This window comes from Methyloversatilis discipulorum (genome assembly GCF_018780585.1).
Taxonomy (GTDB): domain Bacteria; phylum Pseudomonadota; class Gammaproteobacteria; order Burkholderiales; family Rhodocyclaceae; genus Methyloversatilis; species Methyloversatilis discipulorum_B.
Genome location: NZ_JADMJL010000013.1, coordinates 23,928 through 36,256, shown reverse-complemented (window position 1 = coordinate 36,256; position 12,329 = coordinate 23,928). Strand labels below are relative to the sequence as shown.

At 67.5% G+C, this 12,329-nt stretch carries 14 protein-coding genes; 12 read left to right on the top strand and 2 right to left on the bottom strand.

Annotated elements, in window-relative coordinates:
- Positions 1–107: 107 nt before the first annotated feature.
- The 7 genes from IV112_RS05400 (at position 108) to ruvA (ending at position 6,456) form a co-directional block, all read left to right on the top strand.
- Complete coding sequence (locus tag IV112_RS05400) at positions 108–1,991, top strand: polysaccharide biosynthesis protein (protein ID WP_304001681.1); 1,884 nt, start codon at positions 108–110, stop codon at positions 1,989–1,991.
- Positions 1,988–2,803: a symmetrical bis(5'-nucleosyl)-tetraphosphatase gene (locus IV112_RS05395; protein WP_304001567.1), complete on the top strand. Its 816-nt coding sequence runs from the start codon at positions 1,988–1,990 to the stop codon at positions 2,801–2,803. Before IV112_RS05400 ends, IV112_RS05395 begins: the two co-directional genes overlap by 4 nt.
- Before the next feature lie 79 nt (positions 2,804–2,882).
- Positions 2,883–3,290, top strand: a complete 408-nt coding sequence (locus IV112_RS05390) for a PTS sugar transporter subunit IIA (protein WP_019915689.1) — start codon at positions 2,883–2,885, stop codon at positions 3,288–3,290.
- Positions 3,277–3,546: an HPr family phosphocarrier protein gene (locus tag IV112_RS05385; RefSeq protein ID WP_019915688.1), complete on the top strand. Its 270-nt coding sequence runs from the start codon at positions 3,277–3,279 to the stop codon at positions 3,544–3,546. The genes IV112_RS05390 and IV112_RS05385 overlap by 14 nt, the downstream gene beginning before the upstream one ends.
- Entirely contained in the window at positions 3,547–5,295 is a 1,749-nt protein-coding gene (ptsP, locus tag IV112_RS05380) for a phosphoenolpyruvate--protein phosphotransferase (RefSeq protein ID WP_304001562.1), read from the top strand.
- Positions 5,296–5,300: 5 nt separating this feature from the next.
- Positions 5,301–5,837, top strand: coding sequence for a crossover junction endodeoxyribonuclease RuvC (gene ruvC / locus IV112_RS05375; RefSeq protein ID WP_029644358.1), 537 nt, complete (start codon positions 5,301–5,303; stop codon positions 5,835–5,837).
- A gap of 43 nt (positions 5,838–5,880) precedes the next feature.
- The gene (gene ruvA, locus IV112_RS05370) at positions 5,881–6,456 is read left to right on the top strand and encodes a Holliday junction branch migration protein RuvA (protein ID WP_304001560.1); all 576 of its coding nucleotides are present in this window, start codon (positions 5,881–5,883) and stop codon (positions 6,454–6,456) included.
- A gap of 59 nt (positions 6,457–6,515) precedes the next feature.
- Here the strand turns inward: ruvA and IV112_RS05365 are convergent, their stop codons facing one another.
- Both IV112_RS05365 and IV112_RS05360 read right to left on the bottom strand, forming a co-directional pair.
- Positions 6,516–7,652 carry an EAL and HDOD domain-containing protein gene (locus IV112_RS05365; RefSeq protein ID WP_304001557.1) on the bottom strand — a complete coding sequence of 379 codons (1,137 nt, stop codon included), beginning with the start codon at positions 7,650–7,652 and terminating at the stop codon, positions 6,516–6,518.
- Between the two features lie 8 nt (positions 7,653–7,660).
- A complete protein-coding gene (locus tag IV112_RS05360; RefSeq protein ID WP_304001555.1) occupies positions 7,661–8,674 on the bottom strand; it encodes a CDP-6-deoxy-delta-3,4-glucoseen reductase in 1,014 nt (337 codons plus the stop codon).
- Positions 8,675–8,696: 22 nt separating this feature from the next.
- Here IV112_RS05360 and IV112_RS05355 point away from each other — a divergent pair, with 22 nt between their 5' ends.
- The 5 genes from IV112_RS05355 to IV112_RS05335 all read left to right on the top strand — a co-directional run bounded on the left by IV112_RS05355 (position 8,697) and on the right by IV112_RS05335 (position 12,320).
- A complete protein-coding gene (locus IV112_RS05355; RefSeq protein WP_438362228.1) occupies positions 8,697–9,635 on the top strand; it encodes an SDR family oxidoreductase in 939 nt (312 codons plus the stop codon).
- Between the two features lie 11 nt (positions 9,636–9,646).
- Positions 9,647–10,075, top strand: a complete 429-nt coding sequence (locus tag IV112_RS05350) for a CopD family protein (RefSeq protein WP_304001551.1) — start codon at positions 9,647–9,649, stop codon at positions 10,073–10,075.
- A gap of 3 nt (positions 10,076–10,078) precedes the next feature.
- The gene (locus tag IV112_RS05345; RefSeq protein ID WP_304001549.1) at positions 10,079–11,353 is read left to right on the top strand and encodes a THUMP domain-containing class I SAM-dependent RNA methyltransferase; all 1,275 of its coding nucleotides are present in this window, start codon (positions 10,079–10,081) and stop codon (positions 11,351–11,353) included.
- Positions 11,354–11,393: 40 nt separating this feature from the next.
- Positions 11,394–11,765 (top strand): hypothetical protein, encoded by a 372-nt coding sequence (locus IV112_RS05340; protein WP_304001548.1) that lies wholly within the window; start codon positions 11,394–11,396, stop codon positions 11,763–11,765.
- A 171-nt stretch (positions 11,766–11,936) separates the two neighbouring features.
- Positions 11,937–12,320 carry a c-type cytochrome gene (locus IV112_RS05335; RefSeq protein WP_304001546.1) on the top strand — a complete coding sequence of 128 codons (384 nt, stop codon included), beginning with the start codon at positions 11,937–11,939 and terminating at the stop codon, positions 12,318–12,320.
- Positions 12,321–12,329: the final 9 nt, after the last annotated feature.

Genomic DNA, 12,329 nt, shown 5'->3' with positions numbered 1-12,329 from the left:
CTTGTGCCGATGGCCCACTACGGATCGGGGCGCCTTCCCTCTACGCGAGATCGATAATGTACAGTAGTGGCGGTTTTGAGCACCGAATCCGGAGTCTGCCTGTTGACATGCGCTTTTCCCGTTCTGCACTCGTATTTTTAAGTGACGCTTTGTTCTCCATGCTTGCGTGGTGGGGGGCCTTCTTGTTGCGATTTAACCTCTCGATCCCCTACGAGTATGTTTCCGGCATGCTATATGCGACGCCGTTCATTGTCGCGATGCAGGTCGTGGTGTTCCGGATGTTTGGGCTTTATCAAGGTATTTGGCGCTTTGCCAGCCTGCCCGATCTGCAACGACTTGTACGAGCGATTCTCGCCGTTGCTGTCCTCGGTCCGGTTGTCGTGTGGTTGTTGCAAGGCAAGGGTGTGGTACCTCGTTCTGTCTATGTGCTCGACCCCATGTTGCTTCTTTTGCTCATGGGCGGCGGACGCTTCGCCTACCGCGCCTGGCGCGAGCACCGCGAGTTCGGATCGCTGATGGCCAAGGGAAAGCCGGTGCTCATCCTCGGTGCCGGCGAGGCTGCCGCCAGCCTGCTGCGCGAGCTGGGGCGGTCCGGGCAGTGGCGTGTGGTCGGCCTGCTCGACGATAACGCGCGCAAACACGATCGCACCCTTTATGGCCTGCGGGTGCTTGGCGCAATTCGTGATCTCGAGCGCTTCGCACGCGAGTTGAAGGTGTCGCACGCCATCATCGCCATGCCCAACGCGTCGCACGAGGTGCGGCGCGAAGCGGCGAACGCCTGCGTGCGTGCCGGCGTAAAGCCGATGACGGTGCCGTCATTCGACGACCTGATCAGCGGCAAGGTGGCGGTTGCGGCAGTACGCGAGGTCGAGGTCGAGGATCTGCTCGGGCGGGATCCGGTCAAGATCGATGCGCCGCGGCTGCGTCAGCTGATCGAAGGGCAGATGGTGATGGTCACCGGCGCCGGCGGTTCGATCGGTTCCGAGCTGTGCCGCCAGATCGCACGTTTTTCGCCGTCAGCCATCGTCGCCTTCGAGCGCAGCGAGTTCTTCCTTTACACGCTGGTCGAGGAATTCGCCGAGCTGTTTCCGCACGTGCGCATCGAGCCTGTGATCGGCGATGTGCGCGAGGAGGACCGCCTGCTCGCGGCGATGCAGCGCTTCCGGCCGGTGGCGGTGTTCCACGCGGCGGCCTACAAGCACGTGCCGCTGATGGAGGACGTGAACGCGGCGGAAGCCGTGCGCAACAACGTCGGCGGCACGCTGGCCGCGGCACGGGCTGCGCAGGCCAGCGGCGTACCGCGTTTCGTGCTGGTGTCGACCGACAAGGCGGTGAATCCGGTCAACGTGATGGGCGCGACCAAGCGGCTGGCCGAGATGGGCTGCCAGGCGCTGGCGGCGCGCGGTGGCGATACCCTGTTCAGTACGGTGCGCTTCGGCAACGTACTGGGCAGTGCCGGCAGCGTCATCCCGAAGTTCCAGGAACAGATCGCCCGTGGCGGTCCGGTCACGGTCACTCACCCGGACATCATCCGTTACTTCATGTCCATCCCCGAGGCGGCACAACTGGTGCTGCAGGCGGCGCTGATGGGCGAGGGCGGGGAGATTTTCGTGCTCGACATGGGCGAACCGGTGCGCATTGCCGATCTGGCGCGCGACATGATTCGCCTGTCCGGTGCGTCGGAATCCGAGGTGAAGATCGAGTTCACTGGACTGCGCCCGGGCGAAAAGTTGTACGAGGAGCTGTTGGCCAGCGACGAGACGACGCGCCCCACCCATCACCCGAAGGTGCGCATCGCGCGTGCGCGGGCGATCGACGACGCACTGTGGCTGGGCCGGCTCGAGCGCTGGCTGACCGGCCCCTTGCCGGCCGAGCCGGCCGCCGTGCGCGCCGAACTGGCGCAATGGGTGCCGGAATACGTACCGCAGGGTGACGGCCCGGCACCGTCGCCGGCCCCGTCCGGCGAGGTTCGCAGCGGTACCGGCGCATGAGCACCTGGGCGATCGGCGATCTGCAGGGTTGTTTCGACCCGCTCGAAACGCTGCTCGAGCGCTGCGGCTTCGATCGCCGTCGTGACCGGCTGTGGTTTGTCGGCGATCTGGTCAATCGTGGTCCGAAGTCGCTGGAAACCCTGCGTTTCGTGCGCGATCTCGGCGACGCTGCGGTGACCGTGCTCGGCAACCACGACCTGTCGCTGCTGATGATCGCCGCCGGTCACGGCAAACAGCACCGGCTGGACACCTTCCACCACGTACTCGACGCGCCTGACCGCGACGAGCTGCTGGCCTGGTTGCGCGAGCGGCCGATGATGCACGTCGAGGGCGGATTCGCGATGGTGCATGCGGGCCTGCTGCCGCAGTGGGACGTGGTGCAGGCGATGCTGCTCGCGCGCGAGGTCGAGGACGCGCTGCGCGGGCCGCAGCACGCCGAGTTCATGCATCGCATGTGGGGCAGCGAACCGGCAGCCTGGAGCGACACGCTGACCGGCTGGGACCGCCTGCGCGTCATCGTCAATGCGCTCACACGGATGCGCTTCTGCACGCCGGCCGGTCACATGGAGTTCTTCAGCAAGGGGGCGCCGGACGAGCCGCCGCCCGGACACCTGCCGTGGTTCGACGTCGAGGCCGCGCGCTGGCGCACGCACACCGTCGTGTGCGGCCACTGGTCGGCGCTGGGCTATCGCCGCGCTTCCAATCTGATCGCGCTGGACTCGGGTTGCCTGTGGGGCGGCGAGCTCACCGCGGTGCGGCTGGAAGACCACGCCGTGGTGCAGGTGCCTTGCGAGCGCTGCGCCCGCTTCTGATCTGCGCAGTCCGCCGTGCCGGCATCCCGGTTCAAGCCGGTTGCAGCGCTTAGAATGCCGCCAAGGGAGAATTCAAAACATGATCGGCCTGTTTCTGATTACGCACAGCAGCTACGGCGAGTCGCTGATCCAGTGCGCCTGCCACGTGCTCAACACACGGCCGGCGCAGATCGCGCAGCTCGGCGTGTCCGGGCAGGACGATCCGCTGGACCTGCTGCCGCTGGCGCGGCGGATGATGTCGGTCGTCGACAGCGGTGAAGGCGTGCTGCTGCTGACCGACATCTTCGGCGCCACGCCGTCCAATCTGGCGCTCAAACTTTGCGTGCCGGACAAGGTCGAGGCGGTGTCCGGCGTCAATCTGCCCATGCTGCTGCGCACGCTGACCTATCGCGAGCGCGAAACGCTGCACGGGCTGGTCAACAAGGCGGTCAGCGGTGGCCGCGACGGAGTGATGGCGATGAAGGTGGGGCGCGATGCCAAGACGTGAGATCGAAATCACCAACAAGCTGGGCCTGCACGCCCGCGCCTCGGCCAAGCTGACCCAGATCGCCAGCCGCCACGGCTGCGAGGTGTGGCTGGAGCGCAATGGGCGACGCATCAATGCGAAGAGCATCATGGGTGTCATGATGCTGGCGGCCGCCAAGGGCTCGGTCATCGTCATCGAGACCGAAGGCGCCGACGCCGACGCTGCCATGGCTGCACTGGTCGCGCTGATCGAGGACAAGTTCGGCGAGGGCGAGTAAGTGACCTTCACGCTGCACGGTCTCGCCGTTTCCGGCGGCATCGCGATCGGCCACGCCTATCTGGTGTCGCACGCGACGCTCGAGGTGGCCCACTATTCGCTGCCGCCGCGCAAGGTCGATGACGAAGTGGTCCGGCTGGGCCGCGCCTTCGACGCCGTGCGCGCCGAACTGGCCGAGCTGCGCAGCGGCCTGCTGAACGACGGCACCGAGGCGCGCGGCGAACTGCTCGCTTTCGTCGACCTGCACAGCATGATTCTCGACGATCCGCTGCTGCTCGACGAGGCCGGTGAGTACATCCGCAGCCGCCGCTGCAACGCCGAGTGGGCGATCAAGCGGCAGATGGACCGGCTGGTCGAGCAGTTCGAACAGATCGACGACGCCTACCTGCGCAGCCGCAGCGCCGACGTGGTGCAGGTGGTCGAGCGCGTGATCAAGGCGCTGGCCGGCAAGCGCAATCGCGTCAGTACCCGCCGGCGCGACACCGACAGCATCGTCGTCGCACACGACCTGTCCCCGGCCGACACCATACAGTTCAAGGCGCAGCGCATCGCGGCCTTCGTGACCGACCTCGGCGGTGCCACCTCGCACACCGCCATCGTCGCCCGCAGCCTGGCGATTCCCGCGCTGGTCGGCATGCATCAGGCGCGCCGGCTGATCCAGGACGACGACATGCTCATCGTCGACGGCGTGCGCGGTGTGCTCATCATCAATCCGGACGAGCGCATCCTCGACGAATACCGGCTGCGTGCGCGCGAGATCGAGATCGAGCGCTCGAAGCTGAAGCGCCTGACCGGCGCCGTTGCCACCACGCTCGACGGCGAGGCGGTGCAACTGTTCGCCAACATCGAACTGCCGCAGGACGTCGAACAGGTGCGCGAGGTCGAGGCCGACGGCATCGGCCTGTTCCGCACCGAGTTCATGTTCCTGAACCGCGACGACCTGCCGGACGAAGACGAACAGTTCGAGGCCTACCGCAGCGTGGTGCAGGCGATGAAGGGCAAACCGGTCACCCTGCGCACGCTGGACATCGGTGCCGACAAGGCGCTGCGTGGCGCCGAGCGCAGCGAAGCGAACCCGGCGCTGGGCCTGCGCGCGATCCGCTACTGCCTGGCCGAACCGCGCATGTTCGTCACCCAGCTGCGCGCCATCCTGCGCGCCGCGCACTACGGCAAGGTGCGCATCATGCTGCCCATGGTGGCTTTCCAGCACGAGATCGAATCGGCGCTGGCGATGGTCGCGCTGGCCAAGCAGCAGCTGCGCGAAGCGAACCGCAAGTTCGACGACCGTGTCGAGATCGGTGCCATGGTCGAGATTCCGGCTGCGGCGCTGGCGCTTGGCACGCTGATGAACCACTTCAGCTTCCTGTCCATCGGCACCAATGACCTGATCCAGTACACGCTGGCGATCGACCGCGCCGACGAGGCGGTGGCGCACCTTTACGACCCGCTGCATCCGGCCGTGCTGCGGCTGGTGCAGCAGGTGATCGCGCAGGCCAAGCGGGCCGGCATGCCGGTGGCGGTGTGCGGCGAGATGGCCGGCGAGCCGCAGTTCGCGCGCCTGCTGCTGGGCATGGGCCTGCGCCAGTTCTCGATGCATCCGTCGCAGCTGCTGGAAGTGAAACGCGAGGTACTGCGCTGCGACTGCGGCGACATCGCGCCGCGCGTGATCAAGCTGCTGCGTTCCGACGACCCGATCCGCATCCGCGAGCAACTCGAACGCATCAACGTCGGCAGCGGCATGGTGCAGTGAGCGACATGCGCATCCTGGGCATCGATCCCGGCCTGCGCATCACCGGCTTCGGCGTGCTCGAAGCCGAGGGTGCGAAGCTGCGTTACGTCGCCAGCGGCCGCATCACCTCGAACGAACGCGAGCCCTTGCCGTCGCGCATCGCCACGCTGTTCGCCGGTATCCGCGAGGTGGTCGATACCTGGCAGCCGACGCACGCGGCGGTGGAAATCGTCTTCGTGAACGTGAACCCGCAATCTACGCTGCTGCTCGGTCAGGCGCGCGGCGCCGCGCTGTCGGCGCTGACCGCCACCGGCTTGCCGGTCGCCGAGTACACCGCGCTGCAGGTGAAGCAGGCGGTGGTCGGGCACGGCAAGGCGAACAAGGAACAGGTGCAGTACATGGTGGCCCGCCTGCTCGCGCTCGCCGCGGCGCCCGGCACCGACGCCGCTGACGCGCTGGCCTGCGCCATCTGCCACGCGCACGCCGCACGCGGCATGGGCGCCATCGGCGGCCCCGGTGCGCGCCGTCGCGGCGGGCGTATCATCGCGCGTCGTCCGGCCTGACCGCATTCGTCGCGGCAAGCGCCTACAGTCTCCCGGAGTTTTCATGATCGGTCGCCTCACCGGCTCACTGCTGGAAAAGAACCCGCCGCGCATCCTGCTCGATGTGCAGGGTGTGGGTTATGAAGTCGATGTGCCGATGAGCACCTTCTACAACCTGCCTGCCATCGGCGAGAGGGTGACGCTGCACACGCATTTCGTCGTCCGCGAGGACGGGCACTTCCTGTTCGGCTTCGGTGCGCCGGCCGAGCTGGCGGCCTTCCGCCAGCTGGTGAAGATCAGCGGCATCGGCCCGCGCATGGCGCTGGCCGTGTTGTCCGGCATGTCGGTCGATGAACTTGCGCGCGTGGTGGCGATGCAGGAGGCGGGGCGGCTGACGAAGATACCGGGCATCGGCAAGAAGACCGCCGAGCGCCTGCTGCTGGAACTTCGCGACAAGCTGATGCCCACCGCGTCGCTGGCCGCCGCGGTCGCGCCGGATGCCGGCGCCGACATCCTGAACGCGCTGATGGCGCTCGGCTACAGCGACCGCGAGGCGCAGGCGGCGCTGAAGACGCTGCCGGAAGGCGTCAGCGTGTCGGATGGCATCCGCCAGGCCCTGAAGGCGCTGTCAAAGGCCTGATACGGCCGGGACTCACACTGCGGGACCGGCCTCCGCTGCGCGGCCTTCAGAACCGGAACTCAGAACTCCAGCGTATCGGCGAACTTCAGCGCCGACAGCTGGGCGCGATTCACCGCATCGGCGCTCAGGCCGAGTGCGTGCGTCAATTCCGACAGCCCGTCCGCCGAGGCGTCCTCGCAGGCGCGGGCCAATTTCAGGAAGGGCGTGTAGGCGCCGTCCTGGCCGAGCAGCGCGTCGCTGATGCGGTCCGGCAGCGACATTTCTTCCAGCACCTTGTCCATCGGCGCACCCAGCAGGCGGTCAAGCAGCGAGAAGGCGCCGGTGATGAACAGGTTGTCGTGTTCCTCGCGCGGGAAGAACTCGGCGCCCAGCACTTCCATCAGCCGGCCACGGGCGATCGCCGCCTGCATCAGCGCCGGCGCCGACGGGTCCTTGCCGGCGGTCACCAGCAGCAGCGACAGCCACTTGTTCAGCTTTTCGTAGCCGAGGATGACCACGGCGTGGCGGAAGGACTGCACCTGGCACATCAGGCCGAAGCCGGCCGAGTTGATGTAGCGCAGCAGCTTGAAGGACAGCGCCACGTCCTGCTTCATCGCGTCCTCGATCTGCTTCGGGTCGGCGTTGCGGCGGACCAGATTCAGCACGCGCACGATCTGTGCGTGCGCCGGTGCGAGCTTCTTCGCCGTGGTCTGTCCGGCCTTGAAAAACCAGCCGGCGGCACCGCCGTAACCGGCCTTGATTGCGGCGTCGAAGGCGGCCGGCTCGTCGATGCCGGTGGCGATCAGGATGCCCGGCACGCGGATGGTGACCGGCTGCACGCGGGCGTCGGCCATCACGAAGCGGAAGGCGAGGCCGGCAGGAATTTCGGTACCGGCCTTGTAGTCGGACAGCACCAGCGGCAGACCTGACTGCGCCAGTTGCGACACCGCCTGCGCGGTCACCGGGTCGGCCAGCGAGGGCGCGGCGACCTCCAGCATGGCGCCTTCCGGCGCGATCCAGTCGGCCAGCGTGGCGTCCGGCCGGCAGCCGGCGAGGCCGACGAAGACCGGGCGCGCCAGCGGCCAGTCATCGCCGATCGATTCGAGCGCGGCCACCGCCGTCGCGCAGTCCGGTGCGTGCACGCGCAGCCGTGTGGCAGTGATCGCCCGCTGCTTGTTGACCACCGGTTCCCGGGTGAAGAAAACGTCCTGGTCCATTACGTCGATTACGTTGAATAGGTGAAGGAGTCAGCGTGAAAGTGTTCTATCGGCAGACGGCACTGGCGGGTGAAGTCCTCCTTCGCCGCATCGATCATCGCCGGGCCGCCACAGGCATAGACCTGATGACCCGACAGGTCGGGCAGATCGGCCATGACGACCTGATGGACGAAGCCTGTGCGGCCGTCCCACGCGTCACCGGCTGCCGGCTCCGACAGCACCGGCACATAGCGGAAGCCGGGCAGGGCGCCGACCCAGCTCTGGGCCAGTTCGTGCATGTACAGATCCTGCTTCGTGCGCGCACCCCAGTACAGCGTGATCGGCTGCGTGTAGCCGATCTTGATCGCGTGCTCGATCACCGCCTTGATCGGCGCGAAACCGGTGCCACCGGCCAGCATCACCACCGGCCGCTCGACGTCCTCGCGCAGGAAGAAACTGCCGTGCGGGCCTTCGAAACGCAGGATGTCGCGTTCCTTCATCGCACCGAACACGTGGCCGGTGAAATGGCCGCCCGGCACTTCGCGGATGTGCAGCGTGATGAATTCGTCGTCGTGCGGCGCATTGGCGATCGAGAAGCTGCGGCGCTTGCCTTCCTTCAGCAGGAAGTCGATGTACTGGCCGGCCAGGAACTGCAGGCGTTCGTTGGCCGGCAGCTTCAGCTTGAGCAGCATCACGTCGGGCGCGAGCTTCTGCATCTCCTGCACGCGCGTGGGCAGCGTGCGTACGGCGATGTCCTTCAGACCGCCCACTTCGCGGCATTCCAGCTGCAGGTCCGAACAGGCGGTGGCGACGCAGAACAGCGCATAGCCCTGGGCCTTCTCGGCCTCGGTCAGCTTGGCGGCCTGGTACTTGCCGTAATCGACGGTGCCCGACAGCACCTTGCCCTTGCACGAACCGCAGGCGCCGTTGCGGCAGCCGTAGGGCAGGTTGAAGCCGGCGGCCAGGGCGGCGTCGAGCAGGCGGGTTTCGGAATCGGTGGTGAACTGGTGCTGGCTGGGCTGGAGCGTGACCTGATAGGACATGGCTGCGTGAGACAATCCGTTAATGAAGATGAAGAGCAGACCGCGACGCGCCACCCCCGCAAACTGGTGTGGCGCCCGGTCAAGACTGCTGATTGTAGGCTGTGGCGACGTTGCGCGTCGCGCCCTGCCGTGGCTTGCCCGCCGGATCCGCGTGCTGGCGCTGGTGCGCAGCGACGCCGCGGCGGCCGATTTGCGCCCGCTGGGCGTGCGCTGCGTGCGCGCCGACCTCGACGAGCGGCGCAGCCTGCGCCGCGTCGCGTCGCTTGCCGGCTGGGTGTGGCATTTTGCGCCGCCGCCGAATTCCGGCGCGGCGACTGATCCGCGCAGCCGCGCGCTGGTCGACACGCTGGCGCGCGCCGGTCGCGTGCGCCGGCTCTGTTACATCAGCACCAGCGGCGTCTATGGCGACTGCGCCGGCGCGCTGGTGCCGGAAAGCCGGCCGCTGCGGCCGGCCAGCGCGCGCGGCCGGCGACGGGTCGATGCCGAGCGCGCCGTGCGCACGCTGGCACGGCGCGGCGTTGCCGTGTCCATCCTGCGGGCGCCCGGCATCTACGGGCCGGACCGCCTGCCGCTGGAGCGGCTGCAGCGTGGTGATCCGGTGCTGCAGGCCGACGACGACGTGCACACCAATCACATCGACGCCGAGGATCTCGCCCGCCTGGCCTGGGCCGCGCTGCATCGCGCCCGCGGCGGCCGCACCTTCAACGCCAGCGACGACACCCGGCTGAAGATGGCCGACTATTTCGACCGCGTCGCCGACGCCTTCGCGCTGCCGCGCCCGCCGCGCGTTACGCGCGCGGAAGCGGCGCAGAAGCTGTCGCCGATGACGCTTTCCTTCATGGGTGAGTCGCGCGTGCTCGACAACCGCCGCATGAAGCGCGAGCTGCGCGTCCGGCTGGCCCGGCCAGACGTCGACGCCGTGCTCGCCGCCGCACTGAAAACCCCTTCCACGACCTCCTGATCCTGTCGACCATGCAAAGCAGCTACCTGTGGGCCAAGGCCCTGCACATCGTTTTCGTCACCAGCTGGTTCGCCGGCCTGTTCTACCTGCCGCGCATCTTCGTCAATCTGGCCATGCTCGGGCCGGACGAAACCGCGGTGCGCGACCGCCTGCTGCTGATGTCGCGCAAGCTGCTGCGCTTCATGGGGCCGCTGGCCGGGCTGGCGGTCGGTTTCGGCCTCTGGCTGTGGCTGGGCGAAGGCATTTCCGGCGGCTGGATGCACGCCAAGCTCACGCTGGTGCTGCTGCTGGTCGGCTATCACCACTACTGCGCGCGCCTGCTGCGCGACTTCGAGGCCGGGCGCAACACGCGCAGCCACGTCTGGTTCCGCTGGTTCAACGAAGCGCCGGTGCTGGTGCTGTTCGTGGTCGTCATCCTCGTCGTGCTGAAGCCCTTTTGATCCATGAACACACCACCGAACGCATCGAATGCCCCCAAGCCCGGCGTGCGCGCCGTCCGTCGCGTGGTCCGCGAGGAGCCGGAACTGAAGTCCGGCCAGTATTTCTTCTCGCCCTGTCCGCGCGGCCTCGAACCCGTGCTGGCCGACGAGCTGACGCGGCTCGGTGCGGCCGACGTCAAGGTCGTGCCGGGCGGCGTCGGCTTCACCGGCGACTGGAAGCTGGCCTACACCGTCAACCTGGAAAGCCGCATCGCCACCCGCGTGCTGTGGCGCGTCGGCCAGGGGCCGTACCGCAAGGAAGACGACATCTTCAAGCTCGCCTACGGCCTGCCGTGGGAGCGCTGGTTCAGCCCCAAGCGCACGCTGCGCGTCTACACGACCGCGGTGCGCTCGCCGCTGAAGAGCGTTGATTTCGTGACGCTGCGCGTGAAGGACGCGATCTGCGACCGCATGCGCGAACAGACCCGGCAGCGGCCCAGCATCGACACCGCCAATCCGGACGTGCGCGCCCACGTCTTCCTGACCGACCGCGAAGCCACGCTCTACCTCGATACCTCGGGTGAGCCGCTGTACAAGCGCGGCTTCAAGGTGGCCGCGGTCGAGGCGCCGATCAAGGAAAACCTCGCCGCCGGCATCATCATGCTGTCCGGCTGGGACCGGGTGGAGCCCTTCTTCGACCCGATGTGCGGCAGCGGCACCTTCCTGATCGAAGCCGCGCAGATGGCGCTCGACATCGCGCCCGGCCTCGGTCGCAGCTTCGCCTTCGAAAAGCTCACGCCGTTCAGCGCCGCGGTATGGACGACGGTGCGTGACGCCGCCGCTGCGCGCGCGCAGACGCCGCGCGAACTGCCCATCTTCGGCTCCGACATTTCCGGCCGCGAACTGGCACGTACCAAGGAAAACCTGCAGGCGGCGAAGCTGCCCTGGGTGGTGCGGGTCGAGGGCGCGGATGTGCTTGACCGCGATCCGCCGGCCGACCACGGCGTCATGGTGACCAACCCGCCCTACGGCGTGCGGCTGGAAGACAAACCGGCGCTGGACGCGTTCTACCCGAAGCTGGGCGACCTGCTGAAGCAGCGCTACGCCGGCTGGCGCTGCCACTTCATCACGGCTGACCCGGACTTCCCTAAGCTGATCAAGCTGAAGGCCAGCCGGCGCACGCCGCTGTTCAATGGCGCGCTCGAGTGCCGGCTGTTCGAGTACCGCATGGTCGAGGGCAGCCTGCGCACGCGCCGCGCCGGCACCGACGACGAACCGGGCAGCGCCGGGCCGGTCTGACCGGCAAGCGGCGCGTTTGCGCCGATCCGGAGGAGAAGCCATGAAACGCATGCTGTGTGCGCTGTTCTGCGCACTCACGCTGTCTGCCGGCGCGACTGCCGGGCAGGCGCCGGCGAACACGCAGGACTGGATCGTCGCCGGCCGGCTCGGCCTGATGCAGTTCATCGTCGTGCCCGAAGCGTCCGCGCGCGACCGCGCCTACTACAACCGCGTGATCGAGCAGAGCTGCGACAAGGAAGAAACCTGCTTCCTGCGCTTCTTCACCAACAGCAGCGGTGCGGTCCCGGCCGTGCCGCTGCCGGACGCCATCCTGGCCGAGCCGACCGCGATGTTCCAGCGCTCGATCAAGCAGGCGCGCGAACAGTTCCAGTGGAGCTGCCGGCTCGGGCTGGCCGAGGCGAACTGCTTCTGACCAGGTCGGTCTTTCGCGTGCGAAGCGATAGTTTTTGCGCCGCAGCACGCCCTTGATGCACGTCAATCCCCTATCAAGCGTGTGGGATTAGCGTGGCGACATGAGATGCCGCAACGGTTTCACGAGAACCGTCACGGTACCGGACGCCTACATTCATCAGGGAGAAAGACCATGAACACCTTCCGTTACGCAGTTGCAGCAGGCGCCTTGTCGCTCGCGCTCGGCAGCAGCCCGGCGATGGCCGATCCGTCCAAGGATGCCGCCATGCTGAAGCTCGCCGCCAGCAGTGGCTGCACCGTCTGTCACAGCGTCGAGCCGTCAAACAAGGCGGACAAGCCGGTCGGCCCGCCGTGGCGCGACGTCGCCGCGCGCTACTACGGCATCAAGGACGCGCAGAAGCAGCTGGTGCAGACGGTGATGAAGGGCTCCAACCCCTACGACAGCCACTGGAAGGGCAAGGCCGCGGGTCTGGCGATGCCGCCCAATGCGGTGGCGATCAACGAAGCCGACGCCAGCAAGCTGGTCGGCTGGATACTGTCGATGGACGTCCGCTGAAACTTGACT